Raw genomic sequence first — 26,173 nt, forward strand, 5'->3', positions numbered from 1 at the left:
GGTTTTATGCTATAAATATATAAAAAGCATTGCACTTATACAAATATTTCAACATGTTTTTTGCTATTATTTTGCTGTGCCTCAAATAATTATGTTCATCTAATTTAAAAATCAGCAAGCCCTAATTACTTATTTATATTCAAGGATACTGAAAAAAATCATTTCAATGCAATTCTAAAAAGCTTTATTCTTTCCGTGAAACACAATGAACTCGACAAGCTTGAATATTGGGCAGAAAAAACACCATTAAATGAATTATATACAAATAAAATATTGAAATTTTATTCTGATGCAAAATTTATAAATATCGTCAGAGACCCGATTCAAAATATCATTTCACTTAAGCATCTTCATAAAATCAGAAATCGTAAAAGCAGGATTGAAACCTTATCTCTTTTTCAAGTATTTTTATACGAAAAAACATTGAAAAATTCACGAACAATAAAGGACTACAAAATTATTACTTATGAAGATATGCTGAGTAATACAAAACCGATAATGAAAAACTTATGCACTTATCTGAACATACAATATTCTGACAGCCTGACTGTTCCCACAATCAACAGTCTTCCGGCAACAGCAAATTCAATGTTCAAAAACAAGAGGCAAACCAGAGAAATAGTCAAAAACAAAGGCATTAAAAAACCGGAAAATGAATTTAACAAAAAAGAACTGTTTGTTTTGGTAAATACCTTATACATGAACAGAAACTTTCGAAAAATAATTCACAGAAAATATCCGGAAATGATTACTTACAAAAAGCCTTTGTTACTGTTGTTTGCAAAATTAAGTTTTTATCTTTACAAAATATATCGCTTTTTATTTAAATGAAATTAACGAAGTTAAAATATTACTTACGAAGCACATACAGAAGACAAATACTTGATAAACTTCTGAAAAAATACGTATATATATATAAAGGTGTGGTTTTGGATATAGGCGGCAGAGACAGAGGTATTACACAAAAACCCAAGCAACAAGTTGAAAAATGGATTTTTGCAGATATTGAAGCAAAGCATAATCCGAATATAATCCTTGATGTTGCCGATATGCATGCCGTTGAAACTGAAAGTATTGATGTAGTTAATGCAATAGAACTTTTTGAACACGTTGCAGAAATAGATAAAGGTATTACTGAATGTTATCGTGTTTTAAAAAAAGGCGGTAAATTAGTCTTGTCAATACCGTTTCTTTATCCGATACATGCCGACCCTTATGATTTTCAACGCCGAACACTCATTAAATGGAAAAAAGAATTGAAAAAAAATGGTTTCTCTATTGAAACAATTGAAATAAACGGCAGGTTTTTTACCGTAAGGAACTCAATGAAAAAAGATTTCATTCTGTCTTTACCGGCAATTTTAAGATATTTCGGATATTTACTTTTACCTTTTTTTGACCTGACAAATAAACTTGACCGCACAGCTTGGATAAAAAATCATAAAAAACTCGGAAATTATCACGGAGGTTATTTTATAATTGCAAAAAAATAATATATGTCAAAAGAAATAATTTTTGATAAATACGAAAAAAGAGGAAAAGATTATCATTACAAGCAAATTAATTTATCTAACCCTTTTACATTTAATGCATTTGTTTATGCTCGATATCTTAAACATATCTTATTATTAAAAAAAGCATTGAAAAAATGTAATTTTGATTTTAAAAAAAGGTTGAATCTGTTAGATATGGGATGTGGAGATGCAGCTTTAATCTATATGCTAAAAAAACATTTGCCTCAATATTCCTTTAATATATACGGAATAGACTTATCTGAAAGTGCTCTGAAAACTGCTGAACAAAAAATTACAGACGGTGTTTTTTCAGTTTCCGGTGTTTATGAAACAAATTTTGATAACAATTTTTTTGATATTATCTTGTCCTCCGATGTAATTGAACATGTTAATTCCCCCTCTAAAATGCTGAAAGAAGCAAAAAGAACAGCAAAAAAAGATGCTGTTATAATTTTCGGCACCCCAATTCGATATACTGAATTTCCTTTAGACAAAATGCACGTAAAAGAATTTTTTCCTGATGAATTCAAACAACTTTTTTCTGAATATTTTAATAAAACAGAAATTGTTATGAGTCATAAAATAATTCATTTATTAAAATACAGAAAAACACTTAAAGTACTCAATAAAAAAATAGGAGTTAGCAGATACCTTTATTATTTAAAATCTTTACTATCCTTAAACCCTTTTTTGGATAAACCCATATCAGAAAGAGATTTATGTTCATATATGTTTGCTGTTGCAATAAAAAAATAAACCTATGAAACAAGTTTTTGACAACAAACCATACATAATTCTCGGTGTCCATCGTTCCGGAACAAGTTTAATGTCGCGAATTTTTGAAAAAACCGGCATTTTTACCGGTAAAAATCAAAATATAAATAACGAAGCAAAGTTTTTTTTTCAGTTAAATAATCAAACTCTAAAAGCAAATAACTCTACGGCTTATAATTTTGATACATTCCTAAGAAAAACACAAAATGAGAACTTTTTAAACGAACAAGCCCAAAGGCTTAAAATATTGGTTGATAAAAAAATTAAATCACAATTTTTCGGTATCCGAAAAGTTTTAAAACACCAATTTACAAAAGAAAAAATAAAATGGGGCTTTAAAGATCCCAGAACTGTTTTATTGTTGCCGATTTGGCAAAAAATATTCCCCGAAGCAAAATTACTTATCATCTTTCGAAATCCTGTTGATGTATGTATGAGCATATATTATTTCGAACAAAAACGATTTCTTATAAAACTGAAAAAAAGACCGAACTTAAAATTTGAAATGCAACTTGAAGAAGCGTTTAAAGTTTGGAAAAGCTTTACAGAAATTCTTTATGCAACATCAAAAAACAACACACATAATACGCTGATTGTCAGATACGAAGATCTTCACAAAAAAGAAGTTATTCAAAAGATAATCAAATTTACCGAAAGCAAAATTGAAGAAAAAGAAATCTCAGAAATGATAAAAAGCAAAACAAGCAACTACGAAAAACCCGAAGGTTACAACCGGTTACTCGAAATTGTTCGAAATGATAATCTCGTTCAAAAAATATACCCCGATTTAGAATTTTGATATGCAAAAAACAATAATAAACACAAACAAACTGTTTAAAACCGAAACAGCATTAAAGGTTCTGCCGAAAACAATTACGGTTTGGCATGATTTAAAAAAGCAGGTTGCAAAAATCGACATAATCATCAACGGTTTTCGAAAACCCGAACTTACAAATGCAACGGCACTTAACTATCTTTTGCTTGAAGATAAAATACCGATAAATGTAATAATCGTAGAATCATCAGGCGATGAAAACATTTTTAATCAACTAATCAAACACAATAAAGTAAGTAAAATTTTAGTTGAAGACCACAAAGCAAGCCACCCTGAACACGGAGCAGGTTCATACGGTATGTCAATTTCATCAGCCGTAGGATTCTATTTTTCAAAATCACCCTACGTTTTTTTCAGCCATAACGATATGATTGCCTTAAAAAAAGATTTTCTCGAACATCTTTTATCTAAACTTAACGAAAAAACACGAATTGCATCTTTTACCCAAAGACATGTAATTCCTTTTACCGGTTGCATGCTTATTGATCGAAATTTAGTAACTGATTCCGAAACCGACTGGTTACTTTATGACAATAATCCGTATATTGAAAGGTCAAAGTTTTTGCAAGATTTATGTTCCCTCAAAGAAAACAAACCAATGTTGAAATGCGACTGGATTGATTCGGGAGAAGCATTAATTTATGAAGAAATTGCAAAAGGGAACAATGTTTTCGTTGCTGCTTCATTCGGCGGTACAAAAGGATTATGGAAAACAACTTTTGATTTACTCGGTATAACTAAACGTGATGTTGAAAAAATAGGGAATGCAATTATTTACGAAAACTTAACAACTAATAAAAAAGAATTCAAAAAACGATATAAGTTTGTGCTGAGGGCAGGAAAAAAATGGGAAAACATACGATGGTTTTTGAGCAAGCGTAAAAATTACTGGCGATACTCAATAAATGAGAATAATGATTTAATTTTTATTCACCACGGCAGAGGAACTCGCAGAACAATTAATCGTTGGATGAAATTTGTGCATGCTCTGAATAAAAGCCTTTCGGAAGATTAGCCTTTTTCTAAACGGTCTTTTTTCTCCGGTAAAATTAAAATAATAAAATTCAAAATATTGAAACAGAAGAACTTCGCAAAAATAAAGTATTCAATTTTTTTTGTAAATAAATAAACTGTTACCGAAAATAGTAAAGTAATAACAGGAATAGTAATTTTAAGATGAATAAGAATCTTTTCGTTTTTTCTTGCCAAAACTTTTTTTGACAAAACCGAACTTACTATAAAAAGCGGAACTATCAATACAAATAATTTGAAATAATAGGCAGATTTTAAATATTTATCGGTATAAAGTATCCTTATCAAATCATCTGCAATAAAAAATAAAATTCCGGTAAGTATTATTCCAAAAAAAAGTAAAATTAGTATTTGTTTAACGGACAATGAAATATTATGCTTTGCAAACTTAGGGAAAGTAATAGCTGCTGCACTTTTAATGAAATTTTTTATGATGTTAATTAAACCCAAAGAAATTGCATACACAGCAAGCATTTTTATATCTAAAATACCTATTAAAATTTTATCAAAATGGTTTACTACCGTATTTAAGATACCTAATTTCGTAATAAATCCGGCATATTGCAATGTGTCTTTACCTTTTTGGTTGTTTTTTATTTCCTTTTTTGTTCTTAAATATAGCACAATGTGAAAAAATGCAGTGCCGAAAAGATATGCAGCTACAACAGGTAACAAATAATTTCGAAATAAAACAATTGCCGAAACAATCAAAACAGTTTTTCCGATTGTTATTAAAATATTATGCTTCGTAAATTTCTCAAATTGTTCTTTTCCTTTCAGAAATACCTGCCATTTATCAAAAGAAAACAAAAAAGGGAAAACAACAGCCGATAACAGTAATGCAAACGCAACAAGTTCTTCCGATTTAAAAAAATAGTAAACGGCAACACCTACAAGAAATAAACTTCCGAAAGGCGAAAATCTAAGTGCCCGGCTAACACCGAGTTTCAAATCGCCTTCATTACCTTTGGCTATACTTCTTATCAAAGCCGGATTTAATCCCGGAACTGAAAAAAACGAAAAAAAAGCAATAATCGACAACACTAACTGATATTGACCGTATATTTCTTTCTCAAAAAAGCGAGCAAACAGCATTGATGTTGCAAGTCCTGCAACCATAACAACCGCTTGGCTGAGAAGCATCCAAAAACCGTTTTCAACAAAATAAGGTAAATCAAATCCCAGGCGATCGCCTGTTTTTTTACTGATATTATATATTTTACGCCTTATTTTTTTCAACAGAAATAATTATTAAGCTAAAGCGTAAAAATAACATTTTTTTATTTTCAAAATAATTATAATAATTTTGAAACATTACTTTACTTCAAACAATATGAAAAGAAGCAAAAAATCAAAAGATAACATCAAAACAAAAAATGTTGTTAAAAAAAATACGAAACAAACAAAAACAGAATACACACAAACATTCTTTTTTGAAAAATATTTTAATGTTTGGACACTTTCATTATTAATTTTTGTTATCGGTTTTTTTGCTTTCTCAAAATATTTAACAGGCGAGTATCTTTTCTTTTTTAAAGACATAGGCAGTGACAGCATAAACCAAAATTATCCGGGCTTGGTTCATAAAATTAACCTTTTAAAAGAAGGGTTTTTCTCAGAATGGTCATTTTCCAAAGGCATGGGTGATGAATACATTACGGGTATTGCTTCCGAACCGTACGGACTTTTGCGTCAAACAATTGACTATTTAGGAGCAAGTTTCGGCGGTGCTAACTTTTTTATATTCGGAAGATTTTTGCGAATTTTTATTTTTTCTTTTTTGTTCAGCGGAATTATCAGCTATTTGTATTTCAGAACTTTATCTTTTGAAAAACATATCTCGTTTATCGGTGCATTGTTGATTTCTTTCTCCGGCTATATGGTTGTAGGTGCCGGGTGGGGATTTTCTTCGCACATTTTTAAAGCAATGTTTTTGCTTTTTGCATTTGAACAACTTTATTTAAAAAAACGATGGTATTTTTTCCCTTTTGCAGTAATCTTGCTGTCTTCAAACCCTTTTGTTTTATTTATTTATTCCGTATTTTTAGTTTTATACTCACTTTTCAGATATTTTTCCGAAGAAAAAAACAAATTGCCCGACTACTTCAAACTATCCGGAAAAATGATACTGCTCGGATTTGTCGGTTTAATGATGAACTTCTCTCATCTTTTACGTTCTTTTTTGAAAATGTATAACAGTCCGCGAGTTGCCGGAGATGTGTCATACAGCAACATTTTAAGTGCAGGGCAAGATATTACCGAACACGGAAACCTTGCAGGAACAACTATTTTTCGCTTTTTTTCAAGCGATATTCTCGGAACGGGAAGTAATTTTCACGGCTGGTCCAATTATCTTGAAGCACCGCTTTTTTATATAGGATTACTTACTTTGTTGATATTTCCGCAAGTTTTTATTCGCCTTAATAAAAGAAAAAAAATCATTTTCGGAACTTTCCTCGGATTTTGGGTGCTTACTTTATTTTTCCCTTATTTGAGATATTCTATGCTTGCTTTTACGGGTGACTATTTTCGCTACGGTTTTGACTTTTTCATTCCTTTTACCTTATTGCTCTTTGCAATATTTGCTGCTGACGAAATAATAAAAACAGCTAAAATTAATTTACCTTTGCTTGCTGCAAGTTTAACAGTTCTTATTATTCTTCTTTTTGTACCCTATGAGAGCATTTCTTCTGTTAACATTAATTCAACTATCCGGAATTCAGTTATAATTCTTTTGGTTTTATATGCCCTTTTCATTTTTCTTTTATCAAAACCAAAATATAAATCGTTATCAAAATCGGCAATTATGTTGCTTGTTATTTTTGAACTTTCGTATTTTTCTTACCAATCATACGCCACAAGAGAACCGATTACAAAAACAGAATTTAAAAAAGACAAAGCCGGTTATGCCGACGGCTCAATAAAAGCTGTAAAACTTATCAAATCAACAGATAAAACACCTTTTTTCAGAACCGAAAAAGATTATCAATCAGGAAATGCAGTACACAGCAGTTTAAATGATGCCTTAGCACAAGACTATTTCGGAACAACATCTTATTCTTCATTTAATCAACTTAATTATGTTCGGTTTCTTGAAAAAACCGGCGTTATACAAAAAGGAGATGAAACGGCTACAAGATGGTTAACCGGATTACGTGGCTCTCCTCTGTTGCAAACTTTCGGAAATGTGAAATATCATTTGAGCAAATCAAAAAATCCTGAATTTCTTCTATTCGGTTTTGATTCATTATCAACTGAGAGCGGTATAACAATTTTAAAAAACAGATATTATTTACCTTTCGGTTATACTTATGATAAATACATTGATTCGGAAGATTTTAAAAATCTGATTAATTACCAAGTTACCGGGCAATCTTTAACAAATATATATACAGATTTATCCCGAACTGTTGAGCAACAAAAATTAACAGAAATTATTTCTAAACTACAGACTGTCATAAACATCAGATATTCAAACAACAACACTTTCAATGATGTATTGATAAAACAACTCGGAACAGAAGATGCAGAGAAATATTCAATAACAATTTCAAAATACAGTGTTTCAAATTTCAGAAATCAAATTGCACTTTTATCAGGTTTTGTTTATGAAAAAGAATTTAATAAAAATGTAAATATCAGCAGTTTTGAAAAAATACAATTTAATGATTCAAACATACTTGTTCCTGCTTCAAGTTTCAATTTTGATATTTACAAAAAAATAACCGACGAATTAAAACAAGACACTTTTCAAATAGAAAATTTTTCTAATTCAAATATTAAAGGCAAAATAATTTTACCAAAAACAAAAATGTTATTTTTCACGATACCCTACGATGAAGGCTGGAAAATAAAAGTAAACGGCAAAGAGGAACTCCTGCAAAGAATTAATTTCGGGTTTGCCGGAATTGTTCTTCCGAAGGGTTCTTATAATATTGAATTATATTACGTTCCTAAGCATTCAAGGTTTGCAAATATGGTTTCGTTAATCTCAATTCTCAGTTTTTGGAGTTTCTTATTTTATTTTATAATTAAAAAAAGGAGGAAACAAAAAGCCTAAATTAAATTTCAACTATTAGTTTTAACCTTTCAATTAAAATATGTCAAAACTTTATATAGTCCCGACGCCTATCGGCAATTTAAAAGATATAACTTTCAGAGCAATTGAAGTGTTGAAAGATGTTGATTTAATTTTGGCGGAAGATACACGCAAAACATCAGTTCTTTTAAATCATTTTGAAATTCGAAACAAACTTCAAGCCTATCATAAATTTAACGAGCACAAACAAATTCAACCGATTATCGAAAAATTGAAATCCGGAAAATCAATTGCATTAGTAACCGATGCAGGTACTCCGGGCATTTCAGATCCCGGTTTTTTGATTGTCAGAGAGTGTATAAAAAACAAAATTGAAATTGAAACCTTACCCGGAGCAACAGCATTTGTTCCTGCACTGATAAACTCAGGTTTTCCTTCCGATAAGTTCTGTTTTGAAGGCTTCTTACCGCAAAAAAAAGGACGGCAAAAAAGATTAAAAGAATTGACTAATGAAGAAAGAACAATTATTTTTTATGAATCTCCTCACAGATTATTAAAACTGCTTAACCAAATATCAGAATTTTTCGGAGATAAAAAGCAGATATCGGTTTCTCGCGAACTGACAAAAATTTACGAAGAAACAAAAAGAGGAACAGCAAATGAATTAATCGAATACTACAAAGAAAAAACAATAAAAGGCGAAATAGTCGTTGTTATATACGGAAAAAAGAATGATAACCCTAAGGATTAAAATTTCAAATTAAAAATAACTATATTTGCTTTTGAATATAAAATAAAGAATGAAAATAAGATTTAAAATATTCATATCAATCCTTTTAACCGCAATCATTATAAGTTCAGCTTTTCTTATAATAATTCCTTTTGAATCGATTACTCAATTTGTTGAAAACAATATAATTATTTTCGGAATAATTTCAGCATCTTCTTTAATTTTAATAAGTCTTACTATATTTCTGTTAATCATTGACATAGAAAAGCCGTTAAGTCGTATCAAACTATTTATCAGAAATATAAATTCCGGCAAGTCTAATCAAAAAACAAAACTGAATACTGCCCGAAAAGACAATATAGGAATAATTTCGGCAGAACTGATAACTTTGCAAAAAACATTGCATAACGCATCATTATATGCAGAAAATCTTAAATCAGGTAAATTTGAAGAATTAGAAAAACATATAAGTTCCGATGCAATTATCGGAAAAACATTATCCGAAATTCAAGAAAACTTGATTTCAATTGAAAAAGAAAAAAAATATACTGTTGAAGAAAATAAAAAAACACAATGGTTTCAAAACGGTATAGCAGATTTTGCAAAATTATTACAACAAGATTTTGAAAGTACCGAAGATTTAGCTTCCGCAGCAGTTAAAAAATTAGTAAAACATTTAGAAGTTGAGCAAGGAGGTATTTTTGTTTTACATGAAAACGGTGAAGAAAAAACTCTCGTTTTAGAAGCAGCCTACGCATTCGACAAAAAGAAAATTCTTGATGCAGAATTTGAAATTGGCGAAGGATTAGTAGGAAAATGTGCAAAAGACCTAAAAACAATTAAAATTGAAAATCTGCCGGAAGGCTACACATTTATAGGTTCAGGCTTGGGCGAAGATACTCCCGAAACACTACTTTTAGTTCCTATGATGCACGAGAATATATTATTCGGAGTTATCGAAATTGCATCTTTATATAAAATACCTGATTATAAAATTAATTTTATAAATGCCGTAGGTGAAAGAATAGCAACCGAAATTTATAATCTGAAAACAAAACTTCTTACAAAAACACTGGCAGAAGATTTTAAAAAACAAGCAGAAGAATTAGCTTTAAAAGAAAAAGAGACAGAACAAACAATAAATCAACTTCAAAAAGCAAAAGATAAAATTGCTGAGCAAGCTGCTGAAAGTAACGGAATATTGAAAGCTCTTATTTCTGTTGCATCAGTTGTATTTTATGATATGGAAGGCAGAATTACAAATATAAATCAAAAAAACTTGGAACTTTTTAATCTTAAAAAAGAAGAACAAATAGGGAAAACCCATTTTGAAATTCTAAAAGAGGCAAAAGAAAATCCGGAGTGGTTTGAAGAATTTTGGAATGACCTTCGCAAAGGAAAAACGAGAACAAAAGAATATTATATAAAAAATGAAGACAAAGAAATGTGGTTGCTTGAAACTTTCACTCCGATATTAAATAATGAAGGTAAACCTGAAAAAGTAATAAATATCGGAATTGACATAACCGAGCAAAAACTTCTTGAAAAGCAGCTCAACAAACAACATAAATAATTTTTCAATATTAATATCCGTTATTTAAAGGTTATAAATAATTTCTTCTATTAATTCAATTTCAAATGAACAGAATATATTTAATAATTACCTTTATTATCAGCATAAATTCTGCTTTTTCTCAAGAATATTCCGTTTACGGAAATGCAGCAACATATTCGGGAACAACACTTGAAATGTATGTATATTCTGATTATATTACAAAAACAAAACAAATAATCTCGAGATGTAAAGTTGATGAAGAAGGATACTTTTCTTTTAAACTGACAGAAAAAGATACCGTTGAAGCATTTATTGATTTAGATGTTTTTATAGGAAGAATAATTCTTGAACCCGGTAAAGATTTTAAAATTGTATTACCGAAAAAAACAGTCCGAAACGATTATGACAGATTAAATCCATATTTTGAACCGATGCAATTTTACATAAGAATTTTAAACGGAGATGATAATATTACCTCGGCAATAAAGCTTTTCAACAGACTTATGGAGCAATCAAACAAAATAATTTTTAAAGATAAAACGTATATTAATTCAGGAATTGTAGAAAAAGAAATAAAAAAAATAGATGACAGCACATCATACATATCAAACTCTTTTTTTAACAATTACAAAAAATATAAATTTCTATATTTAAGACATTTAACCTTCTATAAAAATAAAAAAGCAATCATCAGAAAAGATTTTTCGGGGCAAAAACTTTTTGCTAAAAACCCTGCCTATAATGAAATGCTTGAGAAATCTTTTAAATCATTTATTTTTCAAACAAACGGAGATACTTTATATAACTTTCTTTCTGCCGATTATTCTTGGAATAATTATATGAATTATTTGGCAAAAGATAAGATGTTTTATAATAAAGAATTTCGCGAGTATCTTTTTTTGCTGAACCTTTCAAAATTATTTTACAGAAACAGCACCTATCAAAAAAGTATAATAAAGCTGCTGCGTTCTGCAAAAAGTACAGATATAACAAAACAATCCGAAATCATTATTTATAATTTTCTTAATAAATCTGCAAAGTTAATTGTCGGAAATCCGATTCCGTATTTCAGTTTGCCTGACGAAAACGAATTATTTGTTTCTCCCGATGAATTTGAAGACAACTTTGTATATCTGTGTTTCTATAATAAAGACAGTTACGCATGCCAAAAAGAAATAGAGTTATTAAATCAACTTAATAAAAAAGAAATAGATCTATTAAAAATAGTAACAATATTTGTTGATGAAAATTCAGATTATATAAAAGATTTAAAAGAAAATAAAGAATACGACTGGACATTATTGTATTGTAACAAAAAAGATAAAGTTTTAAGCGACTATAAAGTTGTTGCCTATCCTACTTATTACCTTATACATCCTACGGGAACATTATCTTTATACCCTGCTCCGAGCCCTGCCGAAAACTTTGAGTCAGTTTATTACAAAGCATATCAAAGTTGGAAAAGAAAACTTATTCGTGACGAAAACAAGTAACGTTTTCTTTCGCTTTTTTATTTAGTTGCACAGAACTGCGAATATAAATAAGACAAATTGCTTTATTCATATTTCCCGCTTTTGAATTTATTGTATAATTCCAGAGGATTAATAATAATACCGCCCATAACTTCATAGTAGTTATATGAACGTCTTGTTTTTCTGGTAAAATCAAGAGTGTTTGATTCTCTGTTTTTGTTCCTGAATTCAAAGGACAACAATACTCCCGGATAAACTTCATAGCTGCCTTTAAATTTAAAACTCATATACTTGTAAGCTAATAAAGGGTCATTTGTAATATTAGGATCGGGAGCTGTTCTTATCAAATAATTAAGTGTTTTATATTCAGGAGTAAGGTCTATATTCAGCTTTTCTGTATTATACCCGAAGTTAATTCCGAACGATATTGAGTTATATGAGTAGTAATCTTCAAATAAATCGTCTTTGCTTTTATATGCAATAAACGGCTTAATTTCAAATACATCTGCAAAAATCCCTCTCACATAAAATTTGCCGAAATAATAGTTCCAAAGTCTAAGCGGGTAATTATTTAATTCCTTTCCGTACATATCAGAAGCAATTATCTCAGAAAACATTTTTTTAGAATATCCTATGTCTAAGTTTGCTTTTAATTCAAGTTTTTTAATTTTAAAATCATGTCGTAATCTTATATCTATTTTCTCATCATTGTAATCTAACGGTAAAATTCCGAAAGTTGTATCATAAAGTCTTTTACCGAACGATGAATTAAGTTCAATATCGGTATTTTTAGAAATGCGATAATAAAAGTATAAATCGGCACGGTTCATTTTATAAGAATATAACCGTGTCAACTCATCACCCAAAACAGATGTTGCAATTTTATTTACGCGATCGAATCTATATTTCAATCCTAAATGCATTTTTTTGTTTATTCTGTATTCGTAATTAAACCTTACATTAAATTTCTTTTGGTTTAAAACATTGTAATTTGAATATCTTCTGTTCCAAAAACTATTGTGAAATCTTAAAGTATGTTTTTTCTTAATTCTATATTTAAAATATAGGTCATAATCAAAGTCAAAATAACTATCCGAAAGAATCATGTCAGATCCTGTTAATTCACTTCCGTCTCTTAATATTAACCTGTCGGGTGCTCTGAAAATATTACTTTCATAGCCAAAATTGCTGTAAAGTTGCGGCTTAAATTTAATTTGTCCGAATGATTGTAAGCTTATTATCATTACAATCGCTAAAGTTGTAAAATATTTTTTTTTCATTTTATTTTGATATTTCGTTAATTGCATTTTGTGCTTTAATAAATCCTGAATCAATACTGACAGCCTTTTCATAATAATTTAAGGCCTCATCAGTATTATCGTTTTTTTGTTTAATTCTGCCGAGTAAGTAGTATGCGTTTTTATGTTTATCATCAACTTTTATAGTTTTATTCAACATTGTTTCTGCTTTATTGTATTCATTATTCTCATAATACAGCTTTGCAAGCCAATAATAATTCCAACTTTTATGCCTGCCCATTTCTATTGATTTTAAATACCACTTTTCAGCAGCAACAAGGTCATCAGCCTTATCATAATTTCTTGCAATTTTATATGCTAAATTTTTGCTTTGCTTAAATCTAAAATACTTCTCCCCTGCAACTGCAGCACTTTTCCATTTTTTTTCTTTCTCAAGAATATCTATAATTAAATAATTCGCATTTTTACTGTAAGGGTTTAGAGCAAGGCATTTTTCTAATTGAAAAACTGCATTAATATAATCATTGCCGGAATAATAAACTTTTGCTAACAAAAAACGACTCTTGAAATCGGAAGGGTTAATATCAATTGCTTCATTTAATATATCGGCTGCCGAGTTTATTTTATTTTGTGATAAATAAATATCGGCAATTTGCTTCATAGCATTTATATTATTCGGATCTGAATGTAAAATGTCATTTAAAATTTCTAAAGATTTTTCATTGTTTCCGTTTTTTATATAAACTAAAGCTAAATTATACTTTGCCGGTATATAATTCGGGTATTTTTGTAACAAAGCATCGTATGTTTTTATTGAATTAGAGTTATCTCCGTTTTTTCTGAATGCTATCGCAAGATTTTTCATTGCTTTTAAATAATCAGGATTAATCCTTAAAGCATTTTTATATGAATATATTGCAGAGTCTAATTTGCCGGTTTTCTCATAAATAGTTGCTAAGTTAAACCATGCCTTTTCGTATTCGGGGAATTTTTTAATAGCTTCTTTATAGTTTCTGACAGATGCGGCAGTATCCTTTAATCTTAAATACAACAAAGCCATATTATAATTTGCTTCGTGGTATGATTTGTTTTGAGAAAGTGCAGCTTTATAAGAATTTATTGCTTTATTATATTTGTTTTGCTTCCTTAGAACCAAACCTTTGTTCAAATATGCTTCCGGGTAATAACCGTCTGCTAATTTAATAGCCTTATCATAATTTAGTATAGCTTTATTATATTCTTTTTTTGCTGAATTTAATTTAGCCATATTAAAATAGGATTGAGGTTGAAGAGAATCTTGTTTTAAATTTTCGGCATATAGTTCTTCTGCTTCTTTTTTTCTGTTTTGAGAAATTAAAAAATCACCGTAAGCTTTAATTGTTTTTTCATCATCAGGATTTAATTCAAATGCTTTTAAAAAGTTTTTTTCTGCCAGATTCATATTCCCCTCTTTAAAAAATAAGAAAGCTAATTGATAATATGCTTCATATACCGTTGGATTCAGCAAAATTATATCATTAAGGTATTTCTTTTTTTTCTCTGTTGATTCTTCTGACAGAGCTAATTGAACCCTGGGTAAAATATAATTTGGTTTTAAAAGGACGGCTTCTTCAAAGTTGCTTTTTGCCGAACTGTTTTTGCCTGTTTGCAACCGGGCTAAGCCTAAATAATATAATGCCTTGGCTTTAATTGTTCCGCTTGACAGGTTGGCGGCAATTGCAGAATGTTTTGCAGCATCTTCCCATTTTTTAATTTTTATATATAAAATTGCAAGATTAAGGTGTGATTTTGTATTTTTTGATTGAATTCTTATTAAATCAAGGTAGGTTTTTTCGGCCTCTAAATATCTGTGTGTTCTTGAATAAGCTATCCCCATATTCGTATAAGCCGGAGCATATTGATTATCAAGCGAGATGCATTTCTTAAAATACTCAATAGCTTTATTATAGTTTTTTAATTTTAATTGTATAATTCCTATTTTATTAATAATCCCCTTATTATTTGAATATTGATTGCCTAATATGCTGAAATACTTTTCGGCTTCTTTATAGTTCCCCGAATTAAAAAGTTTATTTCCTTCAACAAATAGTGTATCTGATTCTAATTCAATATTTTCATTTTTGTCCTCAATTTCATATTCTGTATATAAATCATCCGAACCTTCTTTTACAGAAGTAATTTTTATTATTTTCGGCATAATACTTATTCTTCCAGCATATCGGTCAACCATTATAATTGCTACTGTAATTAATAACAAAATAACAGTAAAAGGTATAAATGTATTTAAAATGCGGTTAATCATACTTTAAATTTTATTTGCATATAATAAATCTCTTAATCCTGTCTGAGTAACATTTTGTATCTCAATACCGGGTCTTGCATTTATTTCAAGTACCAACGGTCCTTTATATTCGTCAATTGCAATATCAATTCCTAAAAATAAAAGAGGAGAGTTGTTTGCAATTTTTTGTGAAATACTTAATATTTCCTGCCAAAAAGGTATTTGCAAGCCTTCAATTATAACTTTTGAATCAGGGTGGAATATTTCATAGCTTTTATAATCATAAGCTTTTTTTAAAATGCCTGTTTCCAAATCAACCGAAACCCCAATTGCTCCTTGGTGGAGGTTTGCTTTCCCGTCAGACCGGTCTGTCGGAATTCTCAGCATAATATTTATTATTATTTTTTTGTATGTAATTATTCTTATATCCGGAACCCCTTTTGAATATATTTTTTTGAAGAAATTATGTGACTGTATTTGATATTCTACAATTGTTCTGTCATTTGTTCCGAACGAGTAAATACCAAATATTATATTTGCAATAAAACTTCTTATATCTCGGTATGTGTATTTCTTCCCTGATTGTGTTTTCCAAGTATTTTCGGTTTCTTTATTAAGAACTAATATACCTCCTCCTGCTTTGCCGTTTGCAGGCTTAATAACTAATTGTTTGTATTTTAATAAGCTACTCCATTTTTTATTAATTTCTCCTATTTTATCAATTATTGCATAAGTATTAGGATGCGGAATATTATGATGCTCAAAGAACTGCTTTGTAACAATTTTATCATTGGCTAAAATAAAATCCTTTTTCTTATTGTTCGGATATACCAAAATCCGATTTCTGGCATTTACACCAAAAATCTTTTTATCAAGGTTTAATATTGTTTTGAAACGATTCATTCGTAATTATATAAATTTATATTTAAGAGATTAACCAACGAAAGCGCCAATATTCAGTTAACCTTAAACCTACCCACTTGCCTAACCATAATTCTGTTCCGATTATAAGAAGTAATATTTCAGGGAAAGCCAAAAATACCGACTCTAAAGTATCTGAATTCATCACAAAAAATGCTGCTGAAGCAACAAACAGAGTTTGAATCATTAAAACAGCAGTTTTTTGCAAACCGTCTTCTTCTATTTTTCGGCCTAATCTTTCGGCGGTTACTGTTAATATAACAATTGGAAATAATGTAACATACGACATTTTATAAAGACCTGCATCAATTGCTAATATCGATATTAAGATGGATGATACGATAACAAAAATTAATAAAATTGCCATTTTAGGAACATAGAGCAGACCCATCCTTTCTAAAGGGAAGTGCATGAATGACACCAAAACAGTAATAAATAAAAATCCGGACATACCATATATCAAACCTGTTTCGCTGAATGCAATTGCAATTAAAGCAGGGAGAAAAACACCAAAGGTTTGAATTCCTATAACATTCCTAAATATTGCAACAAATAATGCTCCCATAGGCAACAAAATTATTATTTTAATAAGCCCTAAAGGAATACCTACTTTTGTAAAAATAAACCAAAACTTATATGCATTCAAAGGTGTATCTTTTAATTCAGTCAATAATGACGGGTTTGGTTGTATCCTTGTGTTTATAGTAAAAAAATAATTAAAGTTTATATTTGAAGTATGTGAAAATAAATAATAATCCCCACTATATAAAGACAAATAATTAGCGGGTATTTCAGCATAGTAATTATTTAAAGCATCAAATGGTACCCAGTATCCTTGAATATATGCCTCAACCCATTGATGAGATGTTTTTTTTGTTCCGTTACTTAATATAATTCCGCCGACCAACCTTGCAGGAATTCCGGCTTTTCTGGATAATGCAACAAACAATCTGCTTTTACCGTTACATGATGCTTCGTTTAATTTTGCAGCAGTAACAGCATCAGTTAACCCTTTAAAAGGTCTGGGATTTATAGCATAAACATATTTAAAAATTGATTCAAGAACTTCATTTACATTATTAGATTTAGATATATGTTTTTCATAAATTTCATTAATGAACGGATGGTTAACTTGAATATTCTCTGTTGTTTCCAAATACTCTTTCATTGAAGAAGGTGTATTCTTCGGGATTATCAATGAAGAGTCAATCTCAAACTTTTGCGAACTTCCGAAGAATGTAAATTTATAAGATATATAGTGCTCAACATTTCGTTTATTTATTGCCCAATTTCCTACTCTTCCCGATTTTTCGGAATGAACAGTAAATTCCGCTGATTCAGAGATATTTGTTTCATTGCTGATTTTTTGCCTTATGTCATTTGACGGTAAAAAACAAGATATGTTAATGTCATCGTCATAACCTGTGGCATTCATTTCCAACGTAACATCATAAGTTGTAACAGGAAGAATTTTTTGAAAAGAGTAATTCCAAAATGAGAATTTAAATAAAACAATTATAAGCGGTAAAATGAAAAAGATGAAAAAAACAATTATATTAAATCTGTTAAAATAGTTATAATATGTATTTATTAAATTGTTTTTCATAAATTAAAGCTTAATAATAGATTTAGAGAGTTTTTTATGCGAATATTTTAAATCATACTTCAGTGGGTAAGATACCAAAAGGTTAAAAATAGTTGGAACGAAATCTTTATTTATTAAAATTGTTGTCTGATAAAAAATATATACAAAGGGTAAGCCCCAAAGTATCTTTCGATTACTTTAACTTAAATCATGATTACGAAAGAACAATAGATTATTAACAGCATCAAATATGTAAAAGATGAGCATATAAGATAACACACACTATAAACAATTGTAGAGTTATAAATGAAAAAGGCTACTTCCCAAATTTCTTCTTCACACCTTTGAGCATAACTTCAGTTAATGCTTTTATATCATATTTTGTTTCAAGTCCCCAATCTTTTTGTGCCTTTTTGTCGTTTATTGATTGGGGCCAAGAGTCGGCAATCGGTTGTCTGAAATCAGGTTTATAGCTAATTTCGAAATCAGGGATATGTTTTTTTATTTCTTCTGAAAGTTGTTTCGGTGTAAAACTTATTCCTCCGACATTATAACTTGAATGAATTGTAATTCTTTCTTTCGGAGATTCCATTAATTTAATTGTTGCGTTTACGGCATCTTCCATAAACATCATCGGTAAGGCTGTGTCGTCCTTTAAAAAACATTCATATTTTCCGGTTTTAATTGCTTCATAAAAAATTTCAACAGCATAATCCGTTGTTCCTCCGCCGGCTTCTGTTTTATAGCTTATTAAGCCGGGGTATCTGATACTTCTCACATCAACATTGTATCTGTTATAAAAATATTCGCACCATCGTTCTCCTGCAAGTTTACTTATTCCGTAAACAGTTGACGGTTCGGTAATCGTCAGTTGCGGAGTTTCAACACGAGGAGTTGTAGGTCCGAAAACAGCAATTGAACTCGGCCAAAAAACTTTTTTAATGTCTTCTACAACTTTTGCCAAATCTAATATATTCATTAAACTTTGCATATTAATATGCCACGCCTGAAGCGGTAATTTTTCTGCATTTCCGGAAAGAACAGCTGCAAGATGATAAATTTGTGTTATTTTATGACGAATTACATAATGAATTAAGCGTTTGTCATCCATAACATCAAGAACTGCAGACGGTCCTGCATTTTTAATATCATCAGGAACATCTTTAATGTCCGTTGCAAAAACATTTTCATTCCCGTGAACAAGCCGTAAAGCCGCAACAAGCTCAGAACCAATTTGTCCGGCAGCACCGATAACCATAACTCTTTCCATAAATAAACTATTTAAATTTGTTTCAAAAATAAGAATTCCGAATTAAACAAACAGCAAAAAAAGAAATAAAAATTGCTGTTTTAAAAAACATTAATTAATTTTAACCGAAATTATTTAAAAAATATACATATGAAAAAGAAAATTTTATTCGTATTAGCAGCATTTATTACAATGACATTGTTTGTTAATCAGGCACATGCACAAGTAAGTAAGATAGCGGGATTGTGGAAAACAATAGACGATGAAACCGGTGAAGCAAAATCTTATGTTAGTATTAAACAAGCCAAAAACGGAAAGTTTTACGGAGCAATAACAAAATTATTACAAGAACCGCAAGATAAATTATGTGAAGAATGTAAGGGTTCCTTAAAAAACAAAAGAATTGTTGGAATGGCTATTGTTATTAATATGAAATCAGACGGAAAAAAGCTTAAAGGCGGAAAGATACTTGATCCCGGTAACGGAAAATGGTATCATTGCACAATGGAAATTGATGCAAAGAATCCAAAAAAACTAAATGTAAGGGGTTCTATTGACGGTTGGGGCTTAGCCGGAAGAACACAAAGTTGGTACAGAGTTAAATAAAAAAATATTTCAAATAATAACTCCTAATTTGCTGCTGAAAAATCAGATGGTAATTATCAGTTGGTTTCCGGTAACAATTGTTAAGAAATAAAGGCGAGAAACATTGTATTTTCAATGTTTCTCGCAAAAAAACTATAAGCTTTAGCGGCAAATTGAAAACCCTGTCTAAAATTTAAAACTATTAAAATCTTTGCAAAAGCAAAGATTTTTTTTTGACTTAAGCTTTTATTACTTTTATGAAAATTTTCAAACTAAATATATGAAAAAAGTATCAGTCCTTGGTGCGGGCTTAGTCGGTAAAGCAATCGCTGTTGATTTAAATAATAAATTTAATGTGCATTCTTATGATATTGATAAAACTGCTTTAAAATTATTAAATGATAAATACAACATCAAAACAACAGAAATTAACTTATTTAATTCAAACAACATTAAAAACGCTGTTGAAAATGCAGATATTGTTGTTAATGCTCTTCCCGGTTTTATGGGATTTAAGGCTTTAAAAGAAATAATAAAGGCAAAAAAAAATGTTGTTGATATATCATTTTTTCCGGAAGACCCTTTTGAACTTGATAAACTTGCAAAAGAAAAAGGAGTAATTGCAATAACAGATTGCGGTGTTGCACCCGGAATGGGAAATGTTATTTGCGGTTTTCATAATGAAAGGATGCAAATTAATGATTATAAGTGCTATGTAGGAGGCTTGCCTTTTGTTAAAGAGTGGCCGTTTGATTATAAAGCCGTTTTTTCTCCGATTGATGTAATTGAAGAATACACACGCCCGGCAAGATATATTCAAAATAATGAATTAATAATTCGAGAAGCATTAAGCGAGGCTGAACATATATTTTTTGAAGGAGCAGGAACATTGGAGGCTTTTAATACAGACGGTCTCAGAAGTTTAATGCAAACAATGAAAATACCGAACATGATTGAAAAAACATTACGCTATCCGGGAACAATCGAATATATGAAAGTTCTCAGAGCTTGCGGTTTTTTTGACAAAACAGAAGTTGAAGTTAAAGGAAACAAAGTTGTTCCTCTTGATTTAACTGCAAAATTGCTTTTCCCGAAATGGGAATTAAAGCAAGGAGAAAAAGAATTTACGGTTATGCGAGTTATATGTGAAGGAACAGAAAACAGCAAAAAAATAAAATATACATACGATTTGTTTGATACTTTTGATGAAGAAACAAATACAACATCTATGGCAAGAACAACAGGCTATACATGTACGGCAGCAGTAAATTTACTTGCCGATAATCATTACAAACATACAGGAATCTCTCCTCCTGAATACCTGGGCAAAAATGAACAAAACTTTAAGTTCATAATCAACTATCTGTCAGAAAGAAGTGTTATTTATAAAAAAGAAAAAGTGCTTATAAATTAACAAAAAACAATAACCGTATGTTTACTAATAAATTGCAGTCTCTTATTTATACCGATTCTAAATAAGCGTTTTTTTATATAGAAATATAGTTATATATTTGTATTATATAACAATAAAACAAAATATTATATTATGGCAATAAAAAAAGTATGGGTAGATGAGGGCTGCATTTCTTGCGGTTTATGTGAAGAAGTTGCAGAAGATATATTTGAAGTTGATGATGTATCGGAAGTAAAAGAAGGTGCTGATTTTTCAAGTAACGAAGATGCTATTAAAGAAGCTGCAGAAGGCTGCCCGGTAGAAGTAATAAAATTTGAAGAAGACTAAATAATCAATTTATTTAATTTGTAATAAGGCGGAACTTTTTGTTTCGTCTTTTTTATGTTTCGAAATATGCTTTGGCAGATATTTTCGCAAGTAATATTTTATATCTTTGAAAATTATTATAAAATTCTAAAAAACATATAAAAATGAAAAAAATAGCAGTTATTGGTGCCGGAACAATGGGAAACGGTATTGCACATGTATTTGCACAGTCAGGATATGATGTTTCGTTAATCGACATCAGTGAGTCGGCATTGAACAAAGCATTATCAATTATTCAAAAAAACCTTGACAGGCTGATAAAAAAAGAAAGAATAACCGAAGATGATAAAAATGCAACTGTAAGCAGAATAAAAATACATACAGGTATTAAATCAGGAGTTAAAGATGCCGATTTAATTGTTGAAGCAGCAACAGAAAACGAAGATTTAAAACTTAAAATTTTCAAAGAAATTGATGAGGCAGCAAAACCCGAAGCAATTTTAGCAACAAATACGTCTTCAATTTCAATAACAAAAATTGCCGCTGTTACAAAAAGACCCGAAAAAGTTATCGGAATGCATTTTATGAATCCTGTTCCGATTATGAAACTGGTTGAAATAATAAAAGGGTACAAAACATCGAATGATGTAATGCAAACCATTATGGAAACAGCCAAAACACTCGGGAAGGTTCCTGTTGAAGTTAATGATTTTCCCGGTTTTGTTGCAAACAGAATATTAATACCAATGATTAACGAAGCAATTATTACTTTAAACAGAGGTGTTGCAGGTGTTGCAGAAATTGATACGGTTATGAAACTGGGAATGGCTCATCCGATGGGCCCTTTGCAACTTGCTGATTTTATTGGTTTAGATGTTTGCCTTGCAATTACTGAGGTTCTTTACAAAGGTTTAGGTGAAGCTAAATATGCAGCATCTCCTTTATTGAAAACAATGGTTGATGCCGGAAATCTCGGGGTTAAATCGGGAGAAGGTTTTTATTCGTGGGGGCACGGAACAAAAGAACTTATTGTGGCTGACAGATTTAAAAAATGACAGGAGCAAAAACATATTTTATTTCTGATATACATCTTGGTTTGCCGAACAACGAAAAAAGTTTTGAAAGAGAACTGTTGTTGATAAAACTGCTTGATATATTAAAAAAAGATGCAAAAACAATATACTTTGTAGGAGATATATTTGATTTTTGGTGGGAATATAAATATGTAGTTCCGCGAGGATATGTCCGTTTTTTAGGAAAAATTGCAGAACTGTCGGATTCCGGAATTAAGATTCACTTTTTTACGGGAAATCATGATGTTTGGATGAAATCTTATTTAAGTGATGAATTAGGGCTTACGATTCATGAGAAAGAATTTGCAATTGATATTAGCGGGAAAAAGTTTTTTATTGCACACGGCGACGGTTTAGGTAAAGGAGATAATGGGTATAAATTTTTAAAAAGAGTTTTCACAAATAAATTTTTGCAATGGTGTTATTCAAGACTGCATCCGAATTTTGCCTTTTCACTTGCAAAAATATGGTCGCAATCAAGACGTAAAAAAGAAACACATTATGAATTTAAAGGAGAAGATAAAGAGCTGTTAATTAAATTTTCAAAAGATAAACTTAAAACCGAGCACTTTGATTATTTTATTTTCGGACACAGACATTTTCCGGTAATTATTGATATTGGTAAAAAATCAAAATACGTGAATATCGGAGATTGGCTCGTAAATTTCACATTTGTAGAATTTGACGGAATAAGTTTACAACAATTTACTTTTCGCTCAGGAGAAATAAAAAAATTTGCGACAGACATAACTGCGAAACAAAAAGTTGATATTTTTTAGCCGTAATTTAAAAAACCGAGTTCGATATAATATTTGCTGACAGTTTCAGGCAATTAGCCTCTAAACAAAACAAATTTTTGCAGTATTATCGGGATAATTTAAGGAAATTTGGTAAGGTTTAGAAGCTAATTGTTGAAACCTTTATAAGAAAAAACAAAAGTATCATCTTTGAACAGAAAACCCTTTATAATAACCCGTTATAATTTCTTGAGGCTCTGATTTAAAATAACGGATAATATTTATGTCTTTACAAAAAAATATAATTATGAATATTCAGTAACAAAACATCTTCAAAATTATATGAATTGGTTCAGGTATAAAAGAAAATATAATCAATATTAATTTTATTATGAAAGAAACAAGAACAACAAATATACTTTTATTGATAATTGTAATTCCGCTTATTTTTTACTTGCTGAAAATATTGTCTTTTATTTTCATTCCGCTTATTTTTTCAATGTTTATCTCATTATTATTTTTACCCTTAATGAGGTGGCTTAAAAAAAAGAAAGTTCCCCGTTTTATAAGTGTTATATTTGTTGTTCTGATAATTGCCGGAGTATTAAAACTGGGGGGTGAGTTAATTCAATTGTCAACTCATGAAATAGTATCTGTTAAAAGTGTCTTTATTGATAAGGCCGAAATAAAACTCGTAAAATTAATCACATCCGTAGAAGGTTTTTTCGGAATTGAGCGTATAGAAGGTGAAAATGTATTAATTCATTACTTTCAAAAGAATAATATTCTTAAGAATTTCGGTACAACATTAGATTTTATCGGAGATACACTTACCATGACTCTAATGACAGCTTTCTTTGTAATTCTTTTGCTTTCAGGCTCAATAAATTTTGAAAATTTGATGAACACAACTCTGTTTAAGCAAAAGTTTTCTTCTGTTAAAACCTTTATGAAAATTGAAAAAGATATTATTAAGTTTGTTAAAGTAAAATTTATTGTCAGTTTATTTACCGGAATCGGCTTTACACTTGCCTGTTTGTTTTTTGATATAAGCTTTCCTGTCTTTTGGGGGCTGTTTGCTTTTATAATTAACTTTGTTCAAATGGTCGGCTCTGTTGTTTCAGTTGTATTACTGTCTTTATTTGCTTTTATTGAACTTGACCCGACAAGTACCTTGCTCTTTTTTATTATTATAATCACAACTGTACAGGTTGTAATGGGAGGTATTATGGAACCTATTTTTATGGGTAAAACATTTTCGGTAAATGTTATGACAGTTTTGGTAATGTTGATGCTTTGGGGTTACCTTTGGGGTGTGCCGGGTTTAATTATGGCAATACCGATAACCGTATTTACCAAAATTATATTGGAGCAATTCCCTAAAACAAAGGTTATTGCAAATTTAATTTCAGGTGCAGATAAAAAAGTTAAATTCTCTCGGAAGAAAAAATTAAAAAGAAATAAAACAGTTGATACCGACTTGTAACGAGTGCTGCTGTCTTGTCTTGCAGGGAATTAAAAAAGCATGATTTTCTAAAACTAATCAATCATAAAATGCTGACTAACTTTACCCGTAAACTTTCTGCCGATTGTTCCGGAAAGTGGGTTATCTTCTACCATAACTTCTAGGAATTCACAAACCCAATAAAATCCTCAGGTGTTACGATACTTGCTTTTGCTTCCGGATACATGTTTGTAAATGATTGTGTAATTTTATGTTTTTTTCTTGTATTCCATTTCATTTCAAAAGCGGAAAGGCTATTTTTTTCTAATTCCACATAATCAACCTCACTTTTATTATAGTTTCTCCAGAAATAACTTTTAACATCCGACTGTAACCAAGCATTCATCTTCATTCGCTCACTTATCATAAAATTTTCAAATAATTGTCCTTGATCATTTCTTAATGGCAAATCTCTAAAATCTTCAATCACGGCATTACGCACACCTACATCCCAAAACAATATTTTGCTCATTTTGCTTACTTCTTTTCGGGAATTTGTACTGTATGATTTTAAACGATAGACAACAAACGATTTTTCTAATAAATCAATATAATTTTCAACCGTATCGGACTTAACTTTAAGTTGATTTGCCAACTCATTAATTGAAACTTCCGAACCTATTTGATATGCCAAAAGTTTCAGCAACTTATCTAATAATTGCGGTTTCCGAATATCTTTCCAAATTAATACATCTTTATATAAATACTGTTGAGCCAAGTTCTTTAAAATCATTTCGGCCATATCCCTTTTGACGGCAATTTCAGGATACATTCCGAACACCAAATGAAACGGTAATTCTTGCTCAATTTCAAATGGTGATTTTTCGGGATATAGTTCCGCTAAACTAAACGGATATAAATGATAAGGAAAATGCCTTCCTGTTAAAGGTTCAAAAATGCAATCAGAAATTTCTAATACAGAGGAACCGGTTGCAATAAATTGAACTTCTTTAAAATTATCTGCCATTATTTTCAAAAGCAATCCTGCATTTTTAATACGTTGAACTTCATCAATAATAACAATTTTATAATTGCCGATTATATTTTTTATTGCATTAACAGATGGATTTGCTAGGCGTTCTCGCACGTTATTTTCATCAGCATTTAACCATAAAAAGCTTCCGAATTCTTTGCTCATTTCTTGCAATAAAGTTGTTTTACCTACTTGCCTTGCTCCGACAATCAATAAAACTTTTCCTTTAAAAAAATAATCTTTTAAAGTTTTCTCTAATATTCGTTTGTAAGTTTTCATGTGTCTTTTTTATATATTTTTATTATCACATGAACCAAAAGGCTCAGCGAATCTAA

The 26,173-nt window shown here is 30.0% G+C and carries 22 protein-coding genes; 15 read left to right on the forward strand and 7 right to left on the reverse strand.

All coding sequences use genetic code 11. The features are described from left to right. The first annotated feature begins 195 nt into the window (after positions 1-195). From L3J35_04500 to L3J35_04520, 5 genes are read left to right on the forward strand one after another with little or no spacing between them, the layout of a single operon-like run. The gene (locus L3J35_04500; protein ID MCF6365443.1) at positions 196-831 is read left to right on the forward strand and encodes a sulfotransferase; all 636 of its coding nucleotides are present in this window, start codon (positions 196-198) and stop codon (positions 829-831) included. Continuing rightward, positions 828-1,493: a class I SAM-dependent methyltransferase gene (locus L3J35_04505; protein ID MCF6365444.1), complete on the forward strand. Its 666-nt coding sequence runs from the start codon at positions 828-830 to the stop codon at positions 1,491-1,493. Before L3J35_04500 ends, L3J35_04505 begins: the two co-directional genes overlap by 4 nt. A 3-nt stretch (positions 1,494-1,496) precedes the next feature. Further along, on the forward strand, positions 1,497-2,270 hold the full coding sequence (locus L3J35_04510; protein ID MCF6365445.1) for a class I SAM-dependent methyltransferase: 774 nt from the start codon (positions 1,497-1,499) through the stop codon (positions 2,268-2,270). Positions 2,271-2,274: 4 nt separating this feature from the next. Then, on the forward strand, positions 2,275-3,087 hold the full coding sequence (locus L3J35_04515; GenBank protein MCF6365446.1) for a sulfotransferase: 813 nt from the start codon (positions 2,275-2,277) through the stop codon (positions 3,085-3,087). 1 nt (position 3,088) lies between these two features. Next, positions 3,089-4,138, forward strand: coding sequence for a hypothetical protein (locus L3J35_04520; GenBank protein MCF6365447.1), 1,050 nt, complete (start codon positions 3,089-3,091; stop codon positions 4,136-4,138). On the opposite strand, the gene L3J35_04525 is transcribed toward L3J35_04520, so the two are convergent. Further along, positions 4,135-5,394, reverse strand: a complete 1,260-nt coding sequence (locus L3J35_04525; protein ID MCF6365448.1) for an oligosaccharide flippase family protein — start codon at positions 5,392-5,394, stop codon at positions 4,135-4,137. The genes L3J35_04520 and L3J35_04525 overlap by 4 nt on opposite strands. Before the next feature lie 94 nt (positions 5,395-5,488). On the opposite strand from L3J35_04525, the gene L3J35_04530 reads away from it, so the two are divergent. The 4 genes from L3J35_04530 (at position 5,489) to L3J35_04545 (ending at position 11,972) form a co-directional block, all read left to right on the forward strand. Continuing rightward, positions 5,489-8,215: a YfhO family protein gene (locus L3J35_04530; GenBank protein ID MCF6365449.1), complete on the forward strand. Its 2,727-nt coding sequence runs from the start codon at positions 5,489-5,491 to the stop codon at positions 8,213-8,215. Positions 8,216-8,255: 40 nt separating this feature from the next. Then, positions 8,256-8,945: a 16S rRNA (cytidine(1402)-2'-O)-methyltransferase gene (gene rsmI, locus L3J35_04535; GenBank protein MCF6365450.1), complete on the forward strand. Its 690-nt coding sequence runs from the start codon at positions 8,256-8,258 to the stop codon at positions 8,943-8,945. A 49-nt stretch (positions 8,946-8,994) separates the two neighbouring features. Continuing rightward, positions 8,995-10,497, forward strand: coding sequence for a PAS domain-containing protein (locus L3J35_04540; GenBank protein MCF6365451.1), 1,503 nt, complete (start codon positions 8,995-8,997; stop codon positions 10,495-10,497). A gap of 65 nt (positions 10,498-10,562) precedes the next feature. Continuing rightward, entirely contained in the window at positions 10,563-11,972 is a 1,410-nt protein-coding gene (locus L3J35_04545; protein ID MCF6365452.1) for a peroxiredoxin family protein, read from the forward strand. Between the two features lie 62 nt (positions 11,973-12,034). Here the strand turns inward: L3J35_04545 and L3J35_04550 are convergent, their stop codons facing one another. From L3J35_04550 to L3J35_04570, 5 genes are all read right to left on the reverse strand, one after another. Continuing rightward, positions 12,035-13,231: a hypothetical protein gene (locus L3J35_04550; GenBank protein MCF6365453.1), complete on the reverse strand. Its 1,197-nt coding sequence runs from the start codon at positions 13,229-13,231 to the stop codon at positions 12,035-12,037. 1 nt (position 13,232) lies between these two features. Next, positions 13,233-15,512 carry a tetratricopeptide repeat protein gene (locus L3J35_04555; protein ID MCF6365454.1) on the reverse strand — a complete coding sequence of 760 codons (2,280 nt, stop codon included), beginning with the start codon at positions 15,510-15,512 and terminating at the stop codon, positions 13,233-13,235. 3 nt (positions 15,513-15,515) lie between these two features. Further along, positions 15,516-16,394 carry a hypothetical protein gene (locus tag L3J35_04560; GenBank protein ID MCF6365455.1) on the reverse strand — a complete coding sequence of 293 codons (879 nt, stop codon included), beginning with the start codon at positions 16,392-16,394 and terminating at the stop codon, positions 15,516-15,518. A 22-nt stretch (positions 16,395-16,416) separates the two neighbouring features. After that, positions 16,417-18,018 (reverse strand): hypothetical protein, encoded by a 1,602-nt coding sequence (locus L3J35_04565; GenBank protein MCF6365456.1) that lies wholly within the window; start codon positions 18,016-18,018, stop codon positions 16,417-16,419. Between the two features lie 295 nt (positions 18,019-18,313). Continuing rightward, positions 18,314-19,267, reverse strand: a complete 954-nt coding sequence (locus L3J35_04570; GenBank protein ID MCF6365457.1) for an NAD-dependent epimerase/dehydratase family protein — start codon at positions 19,265-19,267, stop codon at positions 18,314-18,316. Positions 19,268-19,396: 129 nt separating this feature from the next. Here L3J35_04570 and L3J35_04575 point away from each other — a divergent pair, with 129 nt between their 5' ends. The 6 genes from L3J35_04575 (at position 19,397) to L3J35_04600 (ending at position 24,847) form a co-directional block, all read left to right on the forward strand. Then, positions 19,397-19,852 (forward strand): DUF2147 domain-containing protein, encoded by a 456-nt coding sequence (locus L3J35_04575; GenBank protein ID MCF6365458.1) that lies wholly within the window; start codon positions 19,397-19,399, stop codon positions 19,850-19,852. Between the two features lie 259 nt (positions 19,853-20,111). Continuing rightward, positions 20,112-21,245, forward strand: coding sequence for a saccharopine dehydrogenase NADP-binding domain-containing protein (locus tag L3J35_04580; GenBank protein MCF6365459.1), 1,134 nt, complete (start codon positions 20,112-20,114; stop codon positions 21,243-21,245). A gap of 132 nt (positions 21,246-21,377) precedes the next feature. Continuing rightward, positions 21,378-21,572 carry a ferredoxin gene (locus tag L3J35_04585; GenBank protein MCF6365460.1) on the forward strand — a complete coding sequence of 65 codons (195 nt, stop codon included), beginning with the start codon at positions 21,378-21,380 and terminating at the stop codon, positions 21,570-21,572. A gap of 143 nt (positions 21,573-21,715) precedes the next feature. Further along, entirely contained in the window at positions 21,716-22,606 is an 891-nt protein-coding gene (locus tag L3J35_04590) for a 3-hydroxybutyryl-CoA dehydrogenase (GenBank protein MCF6365461.1), read from the forward strand. Continuing rightward, positions 22,603-23,403: a UDP-2,3-diacylglucosamine diphosphatase gene (locus tag L3J35_04595; protein ID MCF6365462.1), complete on the forward strand. Its 801-nt coding sequence runs from the start codon at positions 22,603-22,605 to the stop codon at positions 23,401-23,403. Before L3J35_04590 ends, L3J35_04595 begins: the two co-directional genes overlap by 4 nt. 349 nt (positions 23,404-23,752) lie before the next feature. Continuing rightward, positions 23,753-24,847 carry an AI-2E family transporter gene (locus tag L3J35_04600; protein ID MCF6365463.1) on the forward strand — a complete coding sequence of 365 codons (1,095 nt, stop codon included), beginning with the start codon at positions 23,753-23,755 and terminating at the stop codon, positions 24,845-24,847. A 139-nt stretch (positions 24,848-24,986) separates the two neighbouring features. Here the strand turns inward: L3J35_04600 and L3J35_04605 are convergent, their stop codons facing one another. Further along, positions 24,987-26,117, reverse strand: coding sequence for an ATP-binding protein (locus L3J35_04605; GenBank protein ID MCF6365464.1), 1,131 nt, complete (start codon positions 26,115-26,117; stop codon positions 24,987-24,989). Positions 26,118-26,173: the final 56 nt, after the last annotated feature.

Source organism: Bacteroidales bacterium, from assembly GCA_021648725.1.
GTDB lineage: Bacteria > Bacteroidota > Bacteroidia > Bacteroidales > JAADGE01 > JAADGE01.